At 68.9% G+C, this 19,447-nt stretch carries 20 protein-coding genes; 9 read left to right on the forward strand and 11 right to left on the reverse strand.

What is annotated here, in order from left to right; translation table 11 throughout:
• Nucleotides 1-71 precede the first annotated feature (71 nt).
• Together ACFYO1_RS22380 and ACFYO1_RS22385 are read right to left on the reverse strand one after the other, a co-directional pair.
• The gene (locus tag ACFYO1_RS22380; RefSeq protein ID WP_387235306.1) at nt 72-1,175 is read right to left on the reverse strand and encodes an aromatic acid exporter family protein; all 1,104 of its coding nucleotides are present in this window, start codon (nt 1,173-1,175) and stop codon (nt 72-74) included.
• Between the two features lie 110 nt (nt 1,176-1,285).
• Entirely contained in the window at nt 1,286-1,729 is a 444-nt protein-coding gene (locus tag ACFYO1_RS22385) for a DUF3151 domain-containing protein (protein WP_387234058.1), read from the reverse strand.
• Nucleotides 1,730-1,890: 161 nt separating this feature from the next.
• Here ACFYO1_RS22385 and ACFYO1_RS22390 point away from each other — a divergent pair, with 161 nt between their 5' ends.
• The 3 genes from ACFYO1_RS22390 (at nt 1,891) to ACFYO1_RS22400 (ending at nt 5,959) form a co-directional block, all read left to right on the forward strand.
• The gene (locus ACFYO1_RS22390; protein ID WP_387234061.1) at nt 1,891-4,296 is read left to right on the forward strand and encodes a hypothetical protein; all 2,406 of its coding nucleotides are present in this window, start codon (nt 1,891-1,893) and stop codon (nt 4,294-4,296) included.
• A gap of 232 nt (nt 4,297-4,528) precedes the next feature.
• Nucleotides 4,529-5,584 (forward strand): fused (3R)-hydroxyacyl-ACP dehydratase subunits HadA/HadB, encoded by a 1,056-nt coding sequence (locus ACFYO1_RS22395; RefSeq protein WP_387234063.1) that lies wholly within the window; start codon nt 4,529-4,531, stop codon nt 5,582-5,584.
• A 63-nt stretch (nt 5,585-5,647) separates the two neighbouring features.
• Nucleotides 5,648-5,959 (forward strand): excalibur calcium-binding domain-containing protein, encoded by a 312-nt coding sequence (locus tag ACFYO1_RS22400; protein WP_387234066.1) that lies wholly within the window; start codon nt 5,648-5,650, stop codon nt 5,957-5,959.
• Between the two features lie 3 nt (nt 5,960-5,962).
• Here ACFYO1_RS22400 and ACFYO1_RS22405 read toward each other — a convergent pair whose 3' ends face one another.
• Nucleotides 5,963-7,081 carry a BTAD domain-containing putative transcriptional regulator gene (locus ACFYO1_RS22405; protein WP_378723967.1) on the reverse strand — a complete coding sequence of 373 codons (1,119 nt, stop codon included), beginning with the start codon at nt 7,079-7,081 and terminating at the stop codon, nt 5,963-5,965.
• A gap of 34 nt (nt 7,082-7,115) precedes the next feature.
• A complete protein-coding gene (fbaA, locus tag ACFYO1_RS22410; RefSeq protein WP_387234069.1) occupies nt 7,116-8,150 on the reverse strand; it encodes a class II fructose-bisphosphate aldolase in 1,035 nt (344 codons plus the stop codon).
• 343 nt (nt 8,151-8,493) lie between these two features.
• Between fbaA and ACFYO1_RS22415 the strand changes: the two genes are divergently transcribed.
• Both ACFYO1_RS22415 and ACFYO1_RS22420 read left to right on the forward strand, forming a co-directional pair.
• Nucleotides 8,494-9,150 (forward strand): DedA family protein, encoded by a 657-nt coding sequence (locus ACFYO1_RS22415; protein ID WP_387235309.1) that lies wholly within the window; start codon nt 8,494-8,496, stop codon nt 9,148-9,150.
• A gap of 52 nt (nt 9,151-9,202) precedes the next feature.
• A complete protein-coding gene (locus tag ACFYO1_RS22420; protein WP_387234072.1) occupies nt 9,203-9,853 on the forward strand; it encodes a DedA family protein in 651 nt (216 codons plus the stop codon).
• Between the two features lie 20 nt (nt 9,854-9,873).
• Here the strand turns inward: ACFYO1_RS22420 and ACFYO1_RS22425 are convergent, their stop codons facing one another.
• From ACFYO1_RS22425 to ACFYO1_RS22440, 4 genes are all read right to left on the reverse strand, one after another.
• Nucleotides 9,874-10,959 carry a glycoside hydrolase family 76 protein gene (locus ACFYO1_RS22425; protein ID WP_387235312.1) on the reverse strand — a complete coding sequence of 362 codons (1,086 nt, stop codon included), beginning with the start codon at nt 10,957-10,959 and terminating at the stop codon, nt 9,874-9,876.
• A 214-nt stretch (nt 10,960-11,173) separates the two neighbouring features.
• The gene (locus tag ACFYO1_RS22430) at nt 11,174-11,710 is read right to left on the reverse strand and encodes a Uma2 family endonuclease (protein WP_387234075.1); all 537 of its coding nucleotides are present in this window, start codon (nt 11,708-11,710) and stop codon (nt 11,174-11,176) included.
• Between the two features lie 95 nt (nt 11,711-11,805).
• Entirely contained in the window at nt 11,806-12,447 is a 642-nt protein-coding gene (locus tag ACFYO1_RS22435; RefSeq protein ID WP_387235315.1) for a LuxR C-terminal-related transcriptional regulator, read from the reverse strand.
• 8 nt (nt 12,448-12,455) lie between these two features.
• Nucleotides 12,456-13,829: a sensor histidine kinase gene (locus tag ACFYO1_RS22440; RefSeq protein ID WP_387234078.1), complete on the reverse strand. Its 1,374-nt coding sequence runs from the start codon at nt 13,827-13,829 to the stop codon at nt 12,456-12,458.
• Between the two features lie 93 nt (nt 13,830-13,922).
• Here ACFYO1_RS22440 and ACFYO1_RS22445 point away from each other — a divergent pair, with 93 nt between their 5' ends.
• From ACFYO1_RS22445 to ACFYO1_RS22455, 3 genes are all read left to right on the forward strand, one after another.
• Nucleotides 13,923-14,249 (forward strand): DUF4190 domain-containing protein, encoded by a 327-nt coding sequence (locus tag ACFYO1_RS22445; RefSeq protein WP_387234081.1) that lies wholly within the window; start codon nt 13,923-13,925, stop codon nt 14,247-14,249.
• Between the two features lie 56 nt (nt 14,250-14,305).
• Complete coding sequence (locus ACFYO1_RS22450; RefSeq protein WP_387234084.1) at nt 14,306-14,992, forward strand: TrmH family RNA methyltransferase; 687 nt, start codon at nt 14,306-14,308, stop codon at nt 14,990-14,992.
• 69 nt (nt 14,993-15,061) lie between these two features.
• Nucleotides 15,062-15,508, forward strand: coding sequence for a hypothetical protein (locus tag ACFYO1_RS22455; RefSeq protein ID WP_387234087.1), 447 nt, complete (start codon nt 15,062-15,064; stop codon nt 15,506-15,508).
• On the opposite strand, the gene ACFYO1_RS22460 is transcribed toward ACFYO1_RS22455, so the two are convergent.
• A complete protein-coding gene (locus ACFYO1_RS22460; RefSeq protein WP_387234089.1) occupies nt 15,492-16,493 on the reverse strand; it encodes a helix-turn-helix transcriptional regulator in 1,002 nt (333 codons plus the stop codon). The two genes, ACFYO1_RS22455 and ACFYO1_RS22460, sit on opposite strands and share 17 nt — an antisense overlap.
• Before the next feature lie 82 nt (nt 16,494-16,575).
• On the opposite strand from ACFYO1_RS22460, the gene ACFYO1_RS22465 reads away from it, so the two are divergent.
• Nucleotides 16,576-17,535 (forward strand): alpha/beta fold hydrolase, encoded by a 960-nt coding sequence (locus ACFYO1_RS22465; RefSeq protein WP_387234091.1) that lies wholly within the window; start codon nt 16,576-16,578, stop codon nt 17,533-17,535.
• A gap of 67 nt (nt 17,536-17,602) precedes the next feature.
• Here ACFYO1_RS22465 and ACFYO1_RS22470 read toward each other — a convergent pair whose 3' ends face one another.
• The gene (locus tag ACFYO1_RS22470; protein ID WP_387234094.1) at nt 17,603-18,310 is read right to left on the reverse strand and encodes a lysoplasmalogenase; all 708 of its coding nucleotides are present in this window, start codon (nt 18,308-18,310) and stop codon (nt 17,603-17,605) included.
• A gap of 30 nt (nt 18,311-18,340) precedes the next feature.
• The gene (locus ACFYO1_RS22475; RefSeq protein ID WP_387234096.1) at nt 18,341-19,405 is read right to left on the reverse strand and encodes a beta-ketoacyl-ACP synthase 3; all 1,065 of its coding nucleotides are present in this window, start codon (nt 19,403-19,405) and stop codon (nt 18,341-18,343) included.
• Nucleotides 19,406-19,447 lie beyond the last annotated feature (42 nt).

The following is a 19,447-nucleotide window of genomic DNA, read 5'->3' on the forward strand; positions in this document are numbered from 1 at the left end:
CGCGGCCGCCGGAACACGAGTAGCGGACTACCCAAAGATGGACGAGATCGGCCGCACGCCGGCGCGAGTAGTCAGTCCTCGGGCGTGACGAACGGCTTGGGCACCGTCGGCGGCAGCAGCGCGATCGCGGAGATCCGCTTCACCCCGCAGACCTGCATCAGGTCGACCACGATGGAGCGCACCTGGGCGAACACGACGTGGGCCGAAAGCCCCGCGCCCTCAACCAGTTCCGGCCGGGCCTCCTTGGCGACGGTGCGCAGCACGCGGGCGGCCTCGGCCTGGTCGGGCTGCTCGCCCGGGTCGGCGAGCATCATCCGGCGCACCACTTCGGCGGCCTGGCCGAGCCGTTCGACCTCGTCGATCAGGCGCGGGTCGAGTATCTCGTCGTCCTGCACCAGGGTGAGCGAGCGGCGCAGCAGCACCCTGGTGTTGCGCACCGCGTTGTCCAGCGGGTCCGCGGTGGCCTTGATCCGTTCCAGGCGGGCGCGAGAGTTCCAGTACAGCGGGGAGATTCGGCTGATCTCCTTACCGCCCTCCAGGGTGGCGCGCAGCGAGTCCAGTTGCGGTTGCGTCGCGCGGACCGCCGCGAGCGCGGCCCGCAGCTTGTCCGGATCCTGCTCGAGCAGGCCGTCGCCGCACTCGGTGAGCGACTTGCTCATCACCGCAAGGATTTCCGCCGCCTGTTCGCGGGCCCGCCGCACCGGGTGCAGCGGAATCGACGCCACCACAACGACTCCCACCAGGCCGCCGACCAGCGCGTCGATCATCCGGGAGAAGCCGCCGCCGGCCGAGGGCGGCAGCAGCGTCGCGACCAGCACGGCCGAACCGGCGGCCTGCATGGTGATGATCGATCCGCCGTCCAGGAACACCGCCGCCGCCATGGCGACCGCGACCACCAGCGCGATCTGCCACACGCCGGTGCCGGCGCGGGTGATGAACAGATCGCCGATGCCGATGCCCACCGCCACGCCGACCACCAGCTCCACCGAACGCCGCAGCCGCGCGCCGAACGAGATGCCGATCGACACCACGGCCGCCGTGGGCGCGAAGAACGGCTGCGGATGGCCGACCAGTTCGCGCGCGATGAACCAGGCCAGGGCCGCGCCGACCGCGCATTGCAGGATCGGCAACGCGGACAGCCGCAGCCGCGCCCAGGAGGAGCGCAGCCGATCCATGCTGCTCGCCCGGGCGAGCCCTACCCGCGGCCGGATGTTGAGGTCGAGCCCACCCGTCACCCGACCGCCACCCGCCACGGAATCGGTTCGCGATACTGGTTCACTACGTCTCAGTCGAGACCGAGTTCGGCCGCTGCCCGCGGGTCGCAGTCTTCGAGCAGATCGAGGCAGCGCGCGTATTCCTCGGTCTCACCGATCGCCTTGGCCGCCCGGGCCAGCGCGCCGACGCTGCGCAGGAAGCCCTGATTGGGTTCATGGCTCCACGGCACCGGACCGAAGCCCTTCCACCCGTTGCGCCGCAACAGGTCGAGGCCGCGGTGGTATCCGGTGCGGGCGAACGCGTACGCGGCGACAATGTCGTGATTCACCGGTTCGTCCTGGGCTTCACCCCTGGTCAGCGCCGCCTCGGCCAGATAGGCCCAGGCGATCGACGCCGACGGATGGTCGGCCGCGACGCGCACCGGATCGGTCTTGTCGAGCAACGCTTCTTCCGCGTCGGGGATTTCGGGGAGGAGTACCGGCTGCGGGCCGAGGAGATCACCGAACGAGGTCATGGGCTTCATTGTGCACCGATGTCCGATTACCTCCGCATTCACTCCGGGCAACGGCCGGACAATCGTCGCGGCCATGCGCGCTCTGATGTCGGGCTTCGTCCGGGTGTGCCCGTTAAGCTGGCCGTCGAGTTCAACTGTTCCGCCTGAGCGAGGGGTAGTGCGTGTCCGACCCGAACGACGACAAGAACCCGGTGCGGGAGAGCGCCGATCCGGCAACCCCGGCCGGTGCCGACGCACGCCCCGATGCCACCACGGAACGCAACCCGGTCGCGGACGCGGCCGCGCCTGCCGCACCTACCCGCCCTATTCCGGCCGGGAGCGAGTCGTCACGAAGCGGCACGGCGGCCGTCAAGGGTTCAGCAGGCCAGGGCTCGGCCGCACCGGACGCGGGCAAGTCCGGCTCGGCTCCCGGCGGCGCCGGTACGGCGGGAAGCACCGCGGCGCAATCCGCGAAGCCGGCCAGTACGGACTCGGCCGCTGCGAAGTCCACGGACTCGAGCCAGGCCACCGGACAGACCGCGCGTACCGCGCCGGTGGCAGGCAAAGCCGCGGCGCAAAGGCCGAATGCTGTTGCAGCGTCCGCGAATACCCCGGCCGCACCCCCCTCCGCGCCGGGAACCGCCGAGTCGGTCGGGTCACCCGCCGGGCAGACCGCGGGACGGCAGCAGGGCTCGGCAGATCCCAATGCCATTCCCAAGGTCAGCGCACCGGCCCAGGCCGCGAACCCGTCCGGCGCACGGCCCGGGTCGGCAGAGGTGACGGTGAAGCAGGCGGCTCCCGGCGCGGACGCGAAACCAGGCGCGGCGCAAAAGGACAGCCCTGCGGCCGCCGCCGAGACCGAAGTGATCGAGCGCGGCGCGCAGAACAAGTCCGGCACCGAGGCCGCTGCGGCCGAGTCCGTCGCACCCGAGTCGAAACCCGCCGCACCGCAAACAGGTAAGCCCGTCAACGTGGTGGCCGACATCGCCAAGGGCGGTGCGGCGACCGCGGAAACCGTGGCGATCGAACGCGACGCCAAGGACCGGCCCGGCGCGGCGGGCGCGAAACCGCCGACCCCGAGCGCGGCCGCCCCGCCCGCGGCGCAGTCGAAAGCAACTCCAGCACAACCGACCCCCGCGCCGGGCAATGCCGCGAAAACCGAGCCCGATCTCGCGCGCCCGGGCACAGCCGCCGACAAACCCGCCGCCGCTCCGGCCGCCGACGCCGCACAAGCAGTCGGTGCCGCTCCGGCCGCCGGTGGCGCCGAAGGCGGAACTTCCAGCGGCACAGCCGCGGCCGACGCCCGCACCGAGGCGATCAAACGCGGCCTGCGAGATCATCAGGCCGCCAAGGCATCCGGCAAGAACGCACCGGCGGCGACGCCGGTCGCGAAGGCAGGCGCGGAACCGGCTGCGCCGCAGAAAGACAACACCGGCGAAGAAAGTGCCACCGGAGCGCCGGGCGGCGCGGCGGCGAAATCCGCCTGGTTCGGCGGAACGAAACCCGGTGCGGCCCAGGACAGCGCGCCCGAGCAGTCCGCCACCGAGCAGTCCGCCGAGCCGGCGGCGAAGGACGACCTCCCCGACGGCGACGCACCGACCACGGTGATGCGGGTGCAGCAGCGTCCCGCCCCGCCGGCCGAGGACGCGGCGCCCGAGGCCGACACCGTCAAGATGCAGACCCCGGCCCAGAGCAAACCGGCCCCACCCGGATCCGAAGACGTAACCATGGCCATGCCGGTGATCAAGCCGGACGACGCGCAGACCGTCGCGCTGCCGATCCAGCGCCCCGCCGACGCGCCGAAGCCGTCCGGCACAGACCGGGTCACGCCGGGCGCGGGCCGGGTGCCGATCACCAAGCCGCCGGCCACGCCGCGCCCGGCCGCCGGTCCGAAACAGCCTGGCCCGCAAGCGCCTTCGTCGCCGCCGCAGAGCGGACCGGCCGAGGATGCCCGGCCCGTCCCGCCGCCCCCCGGCCTGCCCCGGCCGGGAACCGCGCCCTCGCCCGCGGACACCCAGCTGACGATGCCCGCGCAGCAACTCGGCGGACCGCGCCCGCCGCAGCCGCGCCCGATCGCCCCGCCGCAGCGGATCACCCCCGCCGCGCAGGCCCCGGTCGACGCGGTCGAGCCGGCGTCCGCGCCGGGCCGCTCCAAGCGGTGGCTGCTCGCGCTGGCCGGCGCCGCCGTGGTCGTGGTCATCCTGATCGGCGTGACCGTGGCGGTCATGGTGAACTCGACGGACAATTCGCCGGAGACCAAGGTCCGCGCCGCCATCACCGATTACACCCAGGCCTTGAAGACCGGTGACCTGAACACCCTGCGCAGCACCACCTGCGGTCCGCTGCACGACTTCTACCAGGGCATTGCGGCGGACCAGTTCGCCGGAGTGCACCAGCTGTCGATGGACCGGCGCACCATCCCGGTGGTGGACGAGGTCGACGCCGTCCGGATCACCGACAAGACCGCGATCGCACAGGCCACCGTCTACACCGAGGCGGATCCGAACAAGCGCTCGGCGCGCACCTTCGATCTTCAGCAGACCGACAACGGCTGGAAGGTGTGCGACCCGCCGACCAGCGGCCAGTAATACAAAGTCGAACGTGAAATAGGCTGCCCGCGCACCGGGCGGCCTATTTTTGTTTCATAGCCGATGCGCATCACCGATATCGGGCGATAAAAGTGCATTTCGGGCCCGCACATGAAGCGGAAGCAAACTCGATAGCAATTCCATATCGATCGACGGTAGCGGTGGTCACACTCGGCTGGTCAATGGTCCGGTTCATTAGTAGCGTGGCCGCATCATGGGCAGGGAACAGACGATGGCGCTCGACATTGATGATGTGCAACAAACGGCGACGCTGGCCGGGCAGCGGTTCCGCGTCCGCGACCATTACGAGGTCGGCCGGGAAAAGATCCGGGAATTCGCCCGGGCGGTGCAGAATCACCACGGCGCGCACCACCAGGAATCCGATGCGCACAAGCTCGGCCACGCCGGCGTCCTCGCGCCGCCGACCTTCGCCTCGGTCATCGGCTCGTCCGGCACCCGCTCGCTGCTCGAGTCGGTTCTCACCGAATACGACCTTTCCCAGATCCTGCAGACCGATCAGGTCTTCCAGGCCTACCGGCCGATCCTCGCCGGTGACCGGCTGACCAGCGAGATCCTGATCGAGTCGATCCGCCAGTTCGGCGACAACGATTTCGTCGTGGTCCGCTCCGCCCTGGTCAACCAGCACGGCGAGCTCGCGCTGATCGGCTCCACCACCATCGTGGCGCGCCGCGGCGCCGAGGTGGACCCCGGTCTCACCGACGTGGTCGACAACATCATGATGCACGGCCAGGTGGTCGAATTCCCCACGGCCGAACAAGGATTGGACGACAGTTCGGCGCTGATCCCGCTCGGCCCCGGCGACCTGCCCGCCCCGGCCGCGGATCGGGTGATCGCGCCGGTGCACACGCTGCCCGACTTCGATCAGCTGTCGGCCGGCGATCAGCTGCCCGCCGGTTCGTTCCGGCTGGCCCGCGGCGACCTGGCCAATTACGCCGGGGTATCCGGCGACGCCAACCCCATTCACTTCAGCGACCACGCCGCGCAGCTGGTCGGCCTGCCGACCGTGGTCGCGCACGGCATGCTGACCATGGGGCTGGCCGGCGGCTATCTGACCGACTGGCTCGGCGATCCGACCGCGATCGAGAAGTTCAGCGTGCGGTTCTCCGGCTTCGTGCCGGTGGCGGCGAACGCGGCGAGCACGGTCGACTTCACCGGCCGAATCAAATCGCTCGACCCGGCCACCCGCACCGCGACCGTCGTGCTCGGCGGCACCTCGGAGGGCCGAAAGTTGTTCGGCCGGGCCATCGCCGAGGTCCGGCTGGCCTGAGTCTGCGGTTTCACAGGTAATCCACACCCCACGGCGCCACGATTCCGGCGCAGGATGGATACCGTGAGCAACTCAGTACTGCGCCGCGTGTCCCCTGCGATCGGCGCCGCGTGTCTCGTGGTCGGCGCCCTCGCTCTGGTGCCGCCGACCGCCACCGCCGATGCCCCCGCCACCCTCATCAGCAGTCCCAACGATTCGTGGCCGACGCCGGACCGCGACGGCAAGGGCGACGATGATCGGAAGAAGCGATCGAACAGGATCTACACCGACTGCGATCAAGTGCGCGCCGAGGGCGCCGGGACGATCTACCGCGGCGATCCCCGCTTCAACTCGTTCCTCGACCAGGACGGCGACGGCATCGCCTGCAACGGCTGACCGCTACTGCACGGCCAGGAAGATCAACATCGTTGCCCCGATCCGGATCTGGTCGCCGTCGGCGAGCAGCGCGCCGTTCTCGATCGGGTCGTCGTTGACGTAGACGCCGTTGGCCGAGTGCAGGTCCTTGATCAGCAGACCGGCCCGGCTCGGCATGATGTGCGCGTGGTACCGGCTGGCCTTCGGGTCGTCGAGCACCAGGTCGTTGTCGGTCATCCGGCCGATCCGCAAGCCGCCCTGCGCGATCGGGACCACCCGGCCGTCCGGCATGCGCAGCTTGCCGCTGCGCACCGTGCTCGGCGCCTCGGTGACCGTCTCGGTCATCGCCGCGGCCATCCGTTCCACCTGCCGGTGTTCGGCCGCGCCGAGCGGTTCCTGGCGCAGCACCCGATGTTCGAGCTCGATCAGCGCAGGCCCCGGATCGATGCCGAGCTCGTCGGCGAGCACGGCCCGCACCCGGCGGCACGCGTCCAGCGCGTCGGCCTGCCGGCCGGAAAGGTAGAGCGCGGTGATCAATTGGCCCCACAGCGGTTCGCGCAGCGGATGCTCGCCGGTCATCGCGACCAGCTCGCCGATCACCGACGCGGCCCGGCCCAGCGCGATTTCGGCGTCGATCCGGGCGGAGGCGACGGCGAGCCGTTCCTCGTCCATCGCGGTGGCGAAACCGTCGGCGAACTGCAGCCCGCTCAGATCGGCCAGCGCGCGGCCGCTCCATTCGCGCAGCGCGGCGCCGAAAAGCTGTGCGGCACCGGCGTGGTCGCCGAGCGCGGCGGCCCGGCTACCGGCCTCCCTGGTCGCCTCGAACCGGCCGAGATCGCAGGCGGTCTCGGCCACTTCGAGGCGATAGCCAGAGGATTCGGTGCGCAGCACCGTCGCCGGATCCACACCCGAATTACGCAGCGCCTTACGGATATTCGAGACGAATACCTGCAGGCTGGCGGCGTAGGAGTCGGGCGGGTCCTCGTTCCACACCATGTCGGCCAGCGCGGCCGACGATACGGCGCGCCGCCGATTCACGGTGAGCGCGGCCAACAGAGCCCGCGGCTTGGGCCCGCCGACCGCCACCGGCTCACCGCCGACGAGCAACCGGACAGGCCCGAGCACGCGCACATCCAGACACATGAGCTGTCGAGCCCCCGGTGGGTTGATGAGTGGGTCAGGCGCTGATCGACCTTCCCGCGGACTTCAGATCATTGCATGCCTCGGTGACACGTGCCGCCATCGAGGTTTCGGCCTTCTTCAGGTAGCTGCGCGGGTCGTAGACCTTCTTGTTGCCGACCTCGCCGTCGATCTTCAGCACACCGTCGTAGTTGGTGAACATGTGCCCGCTGATCGGCCGGGTGAACGCGTACTGGGTGTCGGTGTCGACGTTCATCTTCACCACGCCGTAGCGCAGCGAATCCTCGATCTCCGACTTCAGCGAGCCGGAACCACCGTGGAAGACGAAGTCGAACGGCTGCGCGTCCTGGCTCAGGCCGAGCTTGGCCGCGGCCACCCGCTGCCCCTCGGCCAGCACCTCGGGCCTGAGCTTCACGTTGCCCGGCTTGTAGACGCCGTGCACGTTGCCGAAGGTCGCGGCGAGCAGGTACTTGCCGTTCTCGCCCGCGCCGAGCGCGTCGATGGTCTTCTGGAAGTCCTCCGGTGAGGTGTAGAGCTTGTCGTTGATCTCCGCCTCGACGCCGTCCTCCTCACCGCCGACGACACCGATCTCGACCTCGAGGATGATGTTCGCCTGGGCGCACGCCTTCAGCAGTTCCTTGGCGATTTCCAGGTTCTCGTCGATCGGGATCGCGGAACCGTCCCACATGTGCGACTGGAACAACGGCGCCTGCCCCTTGGTCACCCGCTCCTGCGAAATGGCGATCAGCGGCCGGACGAATCCGTCCAGCTTGTCCTTCGGGCAGTGGTCGGTGTGCAGCGCGATGGTGATGTCGTATTTCGCGGCGACCACGTGCGCGAACTCGGCCAGCGCGACCGAACCGGTCACCATGTCCTTCACGCCCAGGCCGGAGCCGAATTCCGCACCGCCGGTGGAGAACTGGATGATGCCGTCGCTGCCCGCGTCGGCAAAGCCCTTGATGGCCGCGTTGATCGTCTCCGAGGACGTGCAGTTGATCGCGGGAAAGGCGAAGGAGTGCGCTTTGGCCCGACCGAGCATCTCGGCGTAGACCTCCGGAGTCGCGATGGGCACAGTAAGACCTCCGTGATTGTTGCGGCAAAGACCTATTTTGTCAGCCACCACACTAGGACAGCGGTGTTTCGCCTGGTATCCAGGGAGGGCGGTGCCGGGGCGACCGGAGTGACCAGCCGGTTGTCCGCGCGGAACCAGCAGGTGACCGTCGGGTAGTTTCGCGCACAGCAGGGGGTTTCTCAGCTGAACCCGGTACTGTGGGGCCGGTAATTACGCTGGCAGCTTCCCGATGCGACGGCAAGCGATCAGGCCGGCCGTATCCAGAACAGGAGACCGCGTGATTCTGCTGGCAGCGACAGAATCGGTGACGAGCAATCTCGCTCTCAAAGAGTTGCTCGACCCGATGCACCTGCTCACGGAGACGTGGCTCAAGAACGCGGTGCTTCCGGCAATCCTGGTGATCGTCTTCATCGAGACCGGTCTGCTGTTCCCGATCCTGCCCGGCGATTCGCTGCTGTTCACCGGTGGCCTGCTCGCCGCGCAGACGAATCCGCCGGTGTCGATCTGGCTGCTGCTGCCCGCCGTGATCGCGATCGCCTTCGCCGGCGACCAGAGCGGATATTGGATCGGCCGGGCGATCGGGCCCGCGTTGTTCCACAAGGAAGACACCCGGTTCTTCAAGAAGCACTACGTGACCGAGACGCACGAGTTCTTCGAGAAGCACGGGCCGAAGACCATCATCCTGGCCCGGTTCGTGCCGATCGTGCGCACCTTCATGCCGGTGCTCGCCGGGGTGTCCAAGATGGACTACCGCAAGTTCGTGGCGTTCGACATCGTCGGCGCCATCCTGTGGGGCGGCGGCGTGACGGTGCTCGGCTACTTCCTCGGCAATGTCGCGTTCATCCGCGATCACGTCGAGGCGATCTTCCTGCTCATCGTGCTGATCTCGATCCTGCCCGGCATCTTCGCGGTGGCGAAGAAGCTGCTCAATCGTGGCGCGGAGCCGGCGGCCCGGCAAGAAGCCGAGCTGACCGTCTCGACGAACGAGCCGATCCGCTGAACTCGTGATCGCGGCGTCCTCGCCCCTAGCAGTGGGCAATTTCGATCCGTTGATGTCAGCGGGGCCCGCGCTCGTCTGGACAGTGGTGCTTGCCTTTGTCTTCATCGAGTGCGCGGTCATTCTCGGGCTCTTCCTGCCCGGCGACTCCATGTTGATCACCGCGGGCATCGTGATGGCGTCCAACGCCTCCGGCGAGGCACAGGTGTGGGCGTTGTCGGTGGGCACCATGCTCGCCGCCATCGCGGGTAACCAGGTGGGTTACGTGATCGGGGCGCGGACCGGGCACCGCCTGGTGGCGCGCAAGAACGGCCGCTATATCAACACGAAGAATCTGCAACGGGTCACCGAGTTGCTGGAGCGGCACGGGTTCGTCGCGGTGCTGGTCGCCCGCTGGATTCCCTGGGTGCGCACGCTGTGCCCGACGGTCGCGGGCGCGGCGGGCATGGACCATCGAAAGTTCACCATCGCCAGCACGATCGGCGCGATCATCTGGGCGCCGGTGCTGTTGCTCATCGGGTATTACGCGGGCGGTTTCCTCGACCGGGTGCCGTGGCTGATGCCCATCGTGATCGGCACGCTGGTGCTCGGCCTGATCGTCGGGACGGTGCTCGGCGTCCGGCACTACCGGCAGGAGATGGCCAAGCCCGCCGAGGAGTTCGAGCTGGAGACCTCGCCCAGCGGGATCGTCGACCCGGAGAACTGAGCCGAAGGCCGGTCTTGCGTTTACAGGCCCGCCGCGCTGACCAGGTAGGCGGCTTCCATCAGCATCCAGCCCGACAGCTGCACGGACAGGTCGCGTTCGGGCACCCGGGACGAGGTCACCGAGCCGCCCGGGGTGAACCGGCCGGCCCCGGCGATGCCGCCGGGCAGCGTCGCCGGTTTGCTCCAGTCGTGCCCGAACAGCGGCTCGCCCTCGACCTCGAGCCGGTTGGCCCAGGCGGCCGTCGCGGAGGCCCGGACGATCTCGGCCGCGACGCGTCGGTCGTTTTCCTGTTCTTTGCCCTCGCCGGGCAGCATCAGCGCGACCACCGCGAGGTAGCGGGCCAGGATGCCGTTGAACAGTCCGCCGTCGCCGCCGCCACCGCCGCTGACGATGCCCTTGACGGTCAGGTGTTCTTCGACGGCCGCGAGTAATCGGTGCACCCGCTCGCCGTGCCGCGGCTCACCGGTGTGCACGGCCAATTCGGTTTCCACACCGAGCACCACACCCTGGCAGTAACTGAACACCGGGCGCTCGATCTCGCCGGCGGGCAGATGGATTCCGTCGAGGATCAGCCCGGTCTCGGGATCGCGCAGCGTCTTGTCCAGCCAGTCGGCGATCTCCTGGGCACGCCCGGGCCGGCCGAGCCGCAACAGCGCGATGGCGGCCGGGCCGTTGGCGGGTGCGTTGTAGTAGTCCGAGCCGATGCGCCAGGGCAGGGCACCGACCGCCGGCTCGAAGCCCTCGTAGAGCGGCTTCTCCAACGCGATCAGTCCGCTGCGCGCCTCGGTGACGCCCGCGGTCCGCTCGGCCCGCTCCAACGCGATGGCCAGCCAGGCCATGTCGTCGTAGTACCGGTTCGTCCAGCCGGTGAGGTTGCGCAGCCGATGCGAGCGGGCGATCGCGGCGATCCGCTTGCGCCGCACCGGAGTCGGCACCCGGTTGGCCGCGTCGACCGCACAGTCGATCAGGTGCGCCTGCCACCAGTAGTGCCAGGACCCGAAGGCCCGCTCCCGCTTGGTGGCCGGCCAGCCGACCACACCCAGCTGAGTCCCTGGCAACGCCCACAATGCCCGCAGGTGCCGGGACACGATCGCCGATTCGGCCATGTCCGCACGCTCGGACCACAGTGCGGGCGTCGCGACGGCGCTCTCCGAGCGCTCACCCAGCGACCGCGGCGTCGAATGCCGCGGATCCTGTGCCCTCCGCGTGGTCATGCGTCAATGGTGCCAGCCGAGCCCGGATTTCCGCGCCCGATTTGTTACACAAGCGATGTGTATTTGTACTCGCAGCTCGACGCGCTACGCCGGAGCGACCGATCCTTCAGCCGGCCCGGCTACTGGTCAGGGCGCGCAGATCGAGTTCGACCGACGTTCCGGCGATATCGACGGTCGCCCGACCTGAATGCTCCCCGACCAACTCGTAGTCTCCGTCGATCAGGTGGTAGGCGGTCAGACTTGTCGGCTCGTCGAGATCGATGAGCCAGTAGTACGCGATGCCGGCCTCGGCATACTCGACGAATTTGGTGACTCGGTCGGTCCGTTTGGAACCAACCGAGAGGATCTCCACAGCCAAGAGAACATCAGCGGCGTCCCAGCGTGGAAGGTTCAGGTCGATACCCTCAGCGGGCACAGCGAGGACATCAGGAACGCGAATCGTTGGGGGTGGGCCTGATTCGATCACGACCTCGGTCTCGGTCAGAACACCATGGGTGACGGGTAGTTGCGGCTCGAGTTGTGCCGCGAGCCGCCAGTTCACCCGCTGATGCTTCGACAGCGGCCTCGGTGACACGACCAGAACCCCCTCGACAAGCTCGTAGCTACGGCTGTTGTCCTCCGGCAACGCGATCCAGTCCGCCAAGGTCAGCAGATGATCAGGCCAGTGCATATCGACAGTCATCGCTTCCTCCTCCCACGAGGTATCGCCCGCTGACAGTGTCGCACAGCAGTAGCTTGCTACCCCTTCAGCCGCAGCACCGCGAGTACGCGGCGGTGGTGGGTGTCCGAGGGTGGCAGGTCGAGCTTGGTGAAGATGTTGCCGATGTGCTTTTCCACCGCGCGTTCGGTGACCGTGAGCGAGGTGGCGATGGCGTTGTTGGACAGGCCCTGCGCCATCAGTTCCAGCACCTCGCGTTCGCGCGGGGTGAGGCGGGTCAGGGAATCCTGCTGGCGGGATGCGCCCATCAATTGGCTCACCACCTCCGGGTCTAGGGCGGTGCCGCCGGTGGCGACCCGATGGAGGGCGTCGACGAAATCGCGGACGTCGGCCACCCGGTCCTTGAGCAGGTAGCCGACGCCGCTCGCGCCGCCGGCCAGAAGCTCGGTGGCATAGCGGGTTTCGACCCACTGGGAGAAGACGAGCACACCGGTCATCGGGTATTTGCGGCGCAGTTCGATGGCGGCCAGCAGGCCCTCGTCGGTGAAGCTCGGCGGCATTCGCACGTCCACCACCGCCACGTCTGGGTTGTGCAGGCCGACCACGTCGCTCAGCGTGCTCGCGTCGCCGATCATGGCGACCACCTCGTGCCCGCGTTCGGTCAGCAGACCGGCGAGCCCGTCCCGCAGGATCGCGCTGTCCTCGGCGATCACGATGCGCAGCGACTCGGTCACCGCGAGCCGTCCTTCGGCAGCAGGATGGTGACCACGGTGGGTCCGCCGGTCGGGCTCTGCACGGTGAGGCTGCCGTCGACAGTGCGCGCACGGGCGGCCAGGCCGGACAGTCCGCTGCCCGCGGCGAGTTCGCCCGGCGCGGGTTGGAGTACGCCGCCGATCCCGTTGTCCCGCACGGTGACCGCGATGGTCCGCGAGTCCGTCGGCACCACCGAGATCCACGCCCGGGTGGCGTTGGCGTGCTTCACCACGTTGGTGAGCAGCTCGGCGACCGAGAAGTAAGCGATCGCCTCGACCGCCGGATTCGGCCGTTCCGGCAGGTGCACGCGCAGTTCCACCGGCACCGAGCAGCGCGCGGACAGCGTCTCCAGCGCCGGGCCGAGCCCGAGTTCCAGTGCGGGCGGGTGGATTCCGCGGACCAGCTCGCGCAGTTCGGTCAGCGCCTCCTTGGAACTGGCGTGCGCGTCCGCGATCAGGTCGCGCGGGTCGCCGCCCGAGGACAGCCGATCCTCGGCCCGGCCCAGCGCCATCGCGATGGTGACCAGCCGGGCCTGGGTGCCGTCGTGCAGATCGCGCTCCAGCCGGCGCAGGGTGGCCGTCGAGTCGTCGACCGCGGCCTGCCTGCCCTGCTGCAGCTCGATGATCCGCCGATCGCCCGCGGTCGCGGTCAGCAGGGCCATCGCCAGCAGCCGGTGGATCCAGCAGACCGCGCGCAGCAGCCAGGGCAGCACGAAACAGCCGAGCACGCCGAGCGCGCCGAAGCCGAGCACCCGCGGCCAGCTGTCGATGTAGAAGTCGCCGAACTGGGCCATCGAATGATGTTCCACGCCTTGGGCATCGACGTTGATCGGATCGAACAGCCACCAGGCCAGCGGGGACAGCGCGACGAACACCGTCATCGCGATGCCGAGCAGCACGAACCAGCCGACCGCGACACCGAGCACGGCCTGGGCGAGCAGGTACAGCGCGGCCCGCCAGCTGGCCCGGTCGGCGAACGCGCCCTTGACGAAGCCGATCAAGCCCGGCTCCGGCCGGAACGGCGGCGGCGCGGTCAGCTGCGCGCCGAGCAGGTCCTTGGCCAGCGCACGATAGATCCGGGCCCAGATCCGGCCGCCGAGCAGGATCACCGCCAGGATCGGCAGTCCCACGATGGTGAGGGAGATCGCCAGGCCGCCGCCCCAGCCGACGTACATGTACGCGAGGGCGAGGCAGCCGAGGGCGAACACGGTGAAGACATAGACGAGTTCTTTCCAGGCCCGGGCCTGGAACGGGGCGCGCAGCACGGCGCGGGCCACCCGGTCGGCGGAACGCCCGGCCGGTGCGGGCGCCGGGTCGAGCACCAGGGTGGGTTCGACGTGTGTCTCGGTCATGGCTTCCATGGTTGTCGGCGCGGGGATCGGTGGTCGATGGAGCTGTCCGCCGAATACGTGGTGTAGCCAGCTACACCCACTACCATCCTGCTGATGAGCTACCCGCCGCAGCAGCCACCGTACGGTTATCCAGCCTACGGACCGCCGCAGGAACACCCGCAGGCCACCATGATCCTGATCCTCGGCATCCTCAGCCTGGTGTTCTGTCAGATCATCGGTCCGGTCGCCTGGGTGATGGGCAAGCGGGCGCTCAACGAGATCGATGCCTCCGGCGGCGCGCTGGGCGGGCGCTCGAACGTCATGGTCGGCTACGTCTGCGGGATCATCGCCTCGGCGCTGATCATCATCAGCATCCTGTTCATCGTGCTGTTCGTCGTGCTCGGCGTGGTCGGCGTCTGGAGCAGCTCCAGCACCTACTGACCCCGCCGGTCCGGCCGCGTGACCGCGCGGCGGCGGGCGGAATTAGCATCGTCGGAGTGAATCACCCAGTGCCGGACGCGGCGGAGCAGGACCCGGCCGGGCCCACCGAGTGGGGCGAGCACCCGCACGGCGTCGGCCCGTGGGCCACCGAGCACGCCGAGCCGCCGCCGGACGATCCCCGGCTCGACCCCGAACTGCTCGACGCCGGTGACCGCCGCAATGTGGTCGACGCCTACCGGTATTGGACGCGCGAATCGATCGTCGCCGACATCGACCGGCGCAGGCACCCGTTCCACGTCGCCATCGAGAACTTCGGCCACGACGCCAACATCGGCACGGTGGTCCGCACCGCCAACGCCTTCGCCGCCGCGGCCGTGCACATCGTGGGCCGGAAGCGCTGGAATCGCCGCGGCGCCATGGTCACCGACCGCTATCAGCACATCGAGCACCACGCGAGCATTGCCGAACTGCTGGAATTCGCCGCGGGCGCGGGCCTCACGGTAGTCGCCGTGGACAACGTGCCCGGCTCGGTGCCGCTGGAAACCGCGGACCTTCCACGAGACTGCCTGCTGCTTTTCGGCCAAGAGGGCCCCGGGGTTACCGAGCACGCGAAAGACGCTGCGGCGATGACGGTTTCGATCGCTCAATTCGGGTCGACCCGCAGCATCAACGCGGGCGTCGCGGCCGGAATCGCCATGCACGCCTGGGTCCGCCAGCACGCGGACCTCGCCGCTGCCTGGTGACGGATATCCCCACTTCAGCGCCGCAACGAGCCTATCCTGGAGGCCTGACAGTCGGGGGTGGAGGCTGGGATGGATCACGGGCGTATCTTGCGTACGGTGCTCGCGGTGACCGCCGGGTACCTGGTTGTGCTCGGGGTGTGGCTGGGGTGGGTGGTTCAGCACACGCCGCCGGGAACGGTGCCGTATCAGATCGTGGCGTTGGTCGGGCTGTTCGGCACGTGCGTGGGAATCGGGATGATGCTGGCGGGCCGGCCGTCGAAGGCGGACCGGCGGTTGTGGCGCGACGGGCTGGAGGGATGGGCGACGGTGCACGGGGTGCATCCGTTGCGGCGGACCGATCATCACACCGAGTTGACCGAACTCGATCTGGAGCTGACCATCCCCGGAGCGGAAAGCTACCGGGGGACCATCGTTTTCGACGTCACGCCGGCGGACAAGCCGCGCCTGGCGGTCGGCGAGACCATCTCGATCCGGGTCGATCCGGCGAACCGCGATCGGATCATTGTGGTGCTGTGACAGTGGCTTTCGACCCCGCGCGGTAGATGTCGGCCAGTCCGGCGGCGGTTACGGCCATCCGGTCGCGCAGCTCAGCGGGCGCGAGCACCTCCGCGTCCACGCCCAGCCGAAGCAACAGACCGGCGGTGTGCTCGATCGTTTCCATCGGCATCGTCACGATGACCCGTCCGGTGCTGTCGGCCGGCTCGGCGCTGTCCCGCGCGGCACGGACCAGCGCGGGCTCGAGCAGGTGCGGCAGACGCTCGAGCGCACGCTTCGTCAGCCGGACCCGGGCGGTGCCCCGATAGCGGCGGGCATCGAAATCGGCGAGGTAGCCGGCCCAGCAGGTCGCCAGATCGAACCCGGCAGGGCGCTCGAACGTGCTGTCCAGCAGTTGGATTCGGAGAATCTCCGCTACCCGATAGGTGCGGATACTGTCCGACTGGGCGACCAGATACCACCGACCGGATTTGAGCACGAGCCCATAGGGCGCGACCTCACGATCCACCTCCCGTGGCTGCGCCCACCGCCGGTAGCGGATCCGAATGCGGCGCTGGGTCCAGGTCGCGTCGACCACCGCCGCCAGCTGCGCGATGCTGTCCGGATCCGCGTACCACTCCGAGGTGTCCAGATGGAACCGCTGCTGGACCCAGCCGACGCCCTCGCTCAATTCGTCCGGTAGCGCCGCCTTCAGCTTGAGCTGCGCGGTGGCCAGCACGGCACCGAGCCCTAGGTCCGCGGCCGGACCCGGCAGGCCCGCCAGGAACAGCGCCTCCGCTTCGTCGGCGGTCAAGCCGGTCAACCGGGTGCGATAACCATCGACGAGCCGGTAACCGCCGGCGTGACCCGCCTCGCCGTACAGCGGGATCCCGGCCAGGCTCAGCGATTCGACGTCTCGATAGACCGTGCGCACCGAGACCTCCAGTTCCCGCGCCAGTTGCTCCGCCGTCATCCGCCCCCGCGCCTGCAGCAACAGCATGATCGACAACAGTCTGCTCGCCCGCATACGAACCAGTTTTCCACTGACAGAAGATGGCAGTGAAACCCGGTTAGCCTCGCCGAGCCCGATTCGAACGAGAGAGGCAACAATGATCCCGAGCGATGAAACCTTCGACGGCACCTGGCCTTTCCAGGCCCGTTACACCGAAGCCGCCGGATTCCGGCAGCACTACATCGACGAGGGCCCGGCCGATGCCGACGAAACCCTCGTCCTGCTGCACGGCCAGCCGACCTGGGGATACCTGTGGCGTCACCTGATCGGCCCACTGGGCCGAGCCCGGCGCGTCGTCGTGCCGGACCATATGGGCTTCGGGAAAAGCGCTACGCCGGCCGATTCCGACTACCTCGCGTGCGACCACGTCGACAATCTGGAAGCCATCCTGGTCGAGGTGCTCGACCTGCACCGGATCACGCTGGTGCTGCACGATTGGGGCGGGCCGATCGGCGCCGCCTTCGCCCTGCGCCACCCCGACCGGATCGATCGCATCGTCGCGATCAACACCGTGCTGCCGCTCGGGCAGCCCGGGTACCGCGAGCTGATGGCAGGCAATCACGCCGACAGCGCCTGGTTCCGCTGGGCGGCCGCGGCCGAGGCGGACGGCACGCTGACGGAAGTCCTTGGTAACGCGGGCAATACGGTGATTCACGCGATGCTGGCGTTGCAGACCGTCACCCGGCCGGAGATCGTGACACCGACGTGGATCCGGGCCTACGCGAGCCACTTCACCGATCGCGCCGAATGCCTCGGCGCGATCCGCTTTCCCCAGCAGGTCGTCGCTCCCGGCCCGAAACCGTCACTGCCCGAACCCGATCCGGCAGCAGCGGCAGCCGTGCGGGCCAAACCAGCGATACTGCTGGAAGGAATGCAGGACACCGCCCTCCTACCGCGCTACATCATTCCGGCATTCCGCGCGGCCTTCCCGGACGCTCCGGTGATCGAACTGCCGAACGCGGGCCACTTTCCCCAGGAGGACACACCGGACGCGGTGCTGGCCGCCCTGGAACTGTTCCTCCAGACAACCCCCATCCACGCCGCAGCCGAGCACTAGTTCGGTGCAGACGCACCAGTTCTGATGTGCCGCACCGGGAATCGCATGCGAATTTCGGTGCGGGAAATCAGGAGTGGTGCGGCTGTGGGGGTTTCGCGTGGGCGGCCGGGTCGGCGAGCAGGAACTGGGCGGCGGCGTAGGTGGCGAGGATGACGCCCTCGGTCAGCCGGCGGCTGCGGTCGGTGCGCGCGAACAGGCGGCGTAGCACGATCAGGCCGTCGGAGACGGTGAACAGCAGGGCGCCGAGGCCCAATCGGCTGCGCGGATCGGTGTTGGGAAGGTTAACGCCCGCAATGGATTTCGCCGCGGGTGCCAACGCGGGATCGGAGGCCAGCACACCCGCGGTGCCCAGCGTCGCACCGTACGCGGTCAGCGGCACGGCCACGCCAGGCGCCTTCGCGCGCAGCAGCGCGGCCGCGCCGAGCCAGGCGGCCAGCCGCGGCACCGCCACCTCGGCGTGCGGCCGCGCGCCCTTACGCAACCACAACGCCGAGTACCCGGCCTGCATCACCGCGAACGACGACGCTCCGGCGATCAACCGGCGATCGTTGTCCGGATCGATGAGCAGGATGTCACCGAGCGTCGCGGCGCCGAGCGAACCGAGCAGCACCGCACGATCGGTGCGGTCGATATCGGTCCCCTCGGTCACCACATCCGCCGCCAGCAGCGGCATCATCAGGGGTTTCGAAACCCACTGCACCTTTTCCCTGCCGGTGGCCCCGGCATAGACGGTCGCAGCGGCCGCGGCGAGAAACCCGGCCCGGAACCACCTCATCGCGCGCGGCGTTCGTGCGGGCGCCGCCGATCAGACACTGAAGCTCGGTTCGGCCGGCTTGGGCGGCAGCGTGACGACCTGACCGGCGTAGCTGAGCCCGGCGCCGAACCCGAGCAGCAGCGCCAGCTGACCGCCCTTGGCCTTGCCGGTCACCAGCATCTCCTCCATCGCCAGCGGAATCGACGCGGCGGAGGTGTTGCCGGTCTGCACGATGTCGTTGGCCATCGGGATGTCGTCGGCCAGGCCGAGGTTCTTCTTCATCAGCTCGTTGATCCTGGCGTTGGCCTGGTGCGGGATGAAGACCTCGATGTCTTCCTTCGCCACCCCCGACACCTCCAGCGCGGTGGACAGCGCGCGCGGCAAAGTGACCGCGGCCCAACGGAAGACGCGCGGGCCCTCCATCCGCAGCGACATCCGCCCGATCGGCTCGACCGCCGGGTCGGTGCCCTGCATGGCCTGCGCCTTCTCCATGTAGTCGAGGAAGTTCACGTCCTGCGCGATCGCGGAGGCGTTCTCGCCGTCGCTGCCCCACACCGTCGGCGAGATGCCGTTCTCCTCGGCCGGCCCGATCACCACCGCGCCCGCCCCGTCACCGAAGATCATCGCGGTGCCGCGGTCGGTCGGGTCCAGGCCGACGGTCATCGTCTCCGCGCCGATCAACAGCACGTACTCCGCCGAACCGGCCCGGATCAGGTCCGCGGCCACGCCGAGACCGTAGCCGAAGCCGCCGCAGCCCGAGGTCAGGTCGAACGCCGGGATCCCGTTGATACCCAGGTCGTGCGCGACCGACGGGGCGCCGTGCGGGGTCAGCATCAGCCAGCTCGACGTGGCCAGGATCAGCGCGCCGATCTTCGACCGATCGATGCCGCTGTTGACGATCGCCCGCTCACCGGCCGCGGCCGCGATCGACTGGAGGGTCTCGTCGCCGCTGATCCAGCGCCGGGTCTGGATACCGGTGCGCTCGAAGATCCACTGCGGGGTGGAGTCGAGGACTTCGCACACTTCTTCGTTGCTGACGATTCGCTGCGGTCGATAGGCACCGATACCGAGCATCGCAACGTTGTCGCGATTTTTGTTGATTGCAATGCTCACCACTGGAGATGACCCTTCACCTTTGAAGAACTTGACCGCTGTCCA

It is taken from the genome of Nocardia sp. NPDC006044 (assembly GCF_042871115.1).
Lineage (GTDB): Bacteria > Actinomycetota > Actinomycetes > Mycobacteriales > Mycobacteriaceae > Nocardia.